Raw genomic sequence first — 1,925 nt, 5'->3', positions numbered from 1 at the left:
GCCCGACGATCTGGGGGCGGTGAACCTGCCGGGGCGCCCCGCCGATTACGACATCTGGAGCCGCACCGACCTGGCCGCGCTGCTGGCCGAGCCGCTGGCGGTGCCGGTCACCGTGGAGAATGACGCCGCCGCCGCCGCGATCGGCGAGATGCAGTTCGGCATGGGGCAGCACCATGCCAGCTTCTTCTACCTGCTGGTCGCGTTCGGGCTGGGCGGGGGCGTGGTGGTCAATTCGCTGTACGATCGCGGCGCGAACGGGCGCAGCGGGGAGATCGGCTTCCTGACCGTGGACGACGGCTATGGCGGGCGCACGCAGTTGCAGAACATCGTGTCGCTGGCCGGGCTGTCTCGCGCGTTCGTGGAGGCGGGCCTGAGCGACGTCAGCGTGCGGCAGCCCGACATGCGCAACGCGCGCGTCGCCGCGGTGGCGCACGAATGGGTCGCGCGCGCGGCGCAGGCGCTGGTCGAGCCGATCATCGCGGTCAGTTGCCTGCTGAACCCGGGCGCGGTGCTGATCGGCGGGCGGCTGCCGATGGCGCTGGTCGACGAACTGGCGCAGCGTACCAACACGCTGGTGCGGCTGGCAGGGCGCCACGCGCCCGCGCTGGCGCCGGTGCAGGCCGCCGCGCTGGCGGAGGATTCGCCCGCGGTGGGCGCGGCGTTGCTGTCGTTCGGAGACCTGTTGCTGCCCGCCGACAGCAAGGCGGAACGGCGCGTGTCGGCGCTGCGCTGACGCCGCCAGATCATCATCACCATCATTCGGGGGACAAGGGACATGGCGCAGGCCGGGCGGATCGCTGGCGTCGAACTGGGGGGCACGAAATGCGTCGTCGTGCTGGCGACTCCGGCGGGCGATATCGTTGCGCAGGAGACGGTGCGCACCGGCAGCGATCCCGATGCCGCGATCGGGGCGATCGCCGCGGTGCTGGACGGATGGTGGCAGGACGGTGGTTTCGACGCGCTGGGCATCGCGTCGTTCGGGCCGGTGCAGCTTGACCCGGCCGCCCCCGATTACGGCCATATCACCGCCACCGCCAAGCCGGGGTGGCGAAACACGCCGGTAATGCCGCCGCTGGCGGCGCGCTATCCGGCGCCGGTGGCGTTCGATACCGACGTCAACGGCGCGGCGATGGCGGAGCGGCGCTGGGGCGCGGCGCGTGGGCTGGCGGACTTCGCCTATGTCACGGTCGGGACCGGGGTGGGCGTGGGATCGATCGTCAACGGTGCGCCGACGCGCGGGTTGGGGCATTGTGAGGCGGGGCATATGCGTGTGGCACGCGTGCCCGGCGATACGTTCGCGGGGGCGTGTCCGTATCACGGTGATTGCGTCGAAGGGCTGGCCGCGGGGCCGGCGATCGCGGCGCGATGCGGGCGGCCGGGCGAGGAAATCGCCGCCGACGATCCGGCCTGGGCGCTGGTCGCGGACGCGCTGGCGCAGATGATCCAGGCGCTGGCGTATACGAACGCGCCGCGCCGCGTGCTGATGGGGGGCGGGGTGATCGCGCAACGGCCCGAGTTGATCGCGCGGATCGACGCGCGGGTGAGGGCGCTGGTGGGCGATTATCTGGTGCTGCCGGCGCGCGATTACATCGTCGAACCGGGGTTGGGCACCGCTGCAGGGCCGCTGGGACCGATCGCACTGGCGCTGGAATCGTTGGATTAGGCGTGTCGCGACGCGAGTCGCGACGGGCAAAAGCGGTATCGAAACGCGGTTCGGAACGGTTCGAACCGCGTTTCGCACGCCATCGGATGCGTCCGGGAAGGTGCGAGCGCACTTCCGGCTTGCCCAATAATAAAAGATGATGGCATTAATCGGCAAACGCCGCCCCGGCACGACGGGCGCGGCGAACGGGAGGATCGCGTGACGGGTTGGAGCAGGAAAGCGGCGCTGTTGCTGGCAGCGGCAGTGGTGATGGCGGGGCCGG

At 71.1% G+C, this 1,925-nt stretch carries 2 protein-coding genes; both read left to right on the top strand.

Translation table 11 applies throughout. The features are described 5' to 3' along the window. Positions 1-733, top strand: a 733-nt coding sequence (locus AX685_RS13885) for an ROK family protein (RefSeq protein WP_156445816.1), incomplete at its 5' end; no start/stop codon positions are given. A gap of 42 nt (positions 734-775) precedes the next feature. After that, the gene (locus tag AX685_RS13880; protein WP_066489680.1) at positions 776-1,663 is read left to right on the top strand and encodes an ROK family protein; all 888 of its coding nucleotides are present in this window, start codon (positions 776-778) and stop codon (positions 1,661-1,663) included. The last annotated feature ends 262 nt before the right edge of the window (positions 1,664-1,925 follow it).

This window comes from Sphingomonas sp. CCH9-F2, from assembly GCF_001556735.1.
Classification (GTDB): domain Bacteria; phylum Pseudomonadota; class Alphaproteobacteria; order Sphingomonadales; family Sphingomonadaceae; genus Sphingomonas; species Sphingomonas ginsenosidimutans.
The sequence above is the reverse complement of the archived record's forward strand: the minus strand, read 5'-3'. Positions and strand labels throughout refer to the sequence as shown.

Excerpts from the sequence above, each read along its gene's own strand:
- AX685_RS13880 (WP_066489680.1), top strand. The coding sequence starts at position 776 with ATGGCGCAGGCCGGGCGGATCGCTGGCGTCGAACTGGGGGGCACGAAA.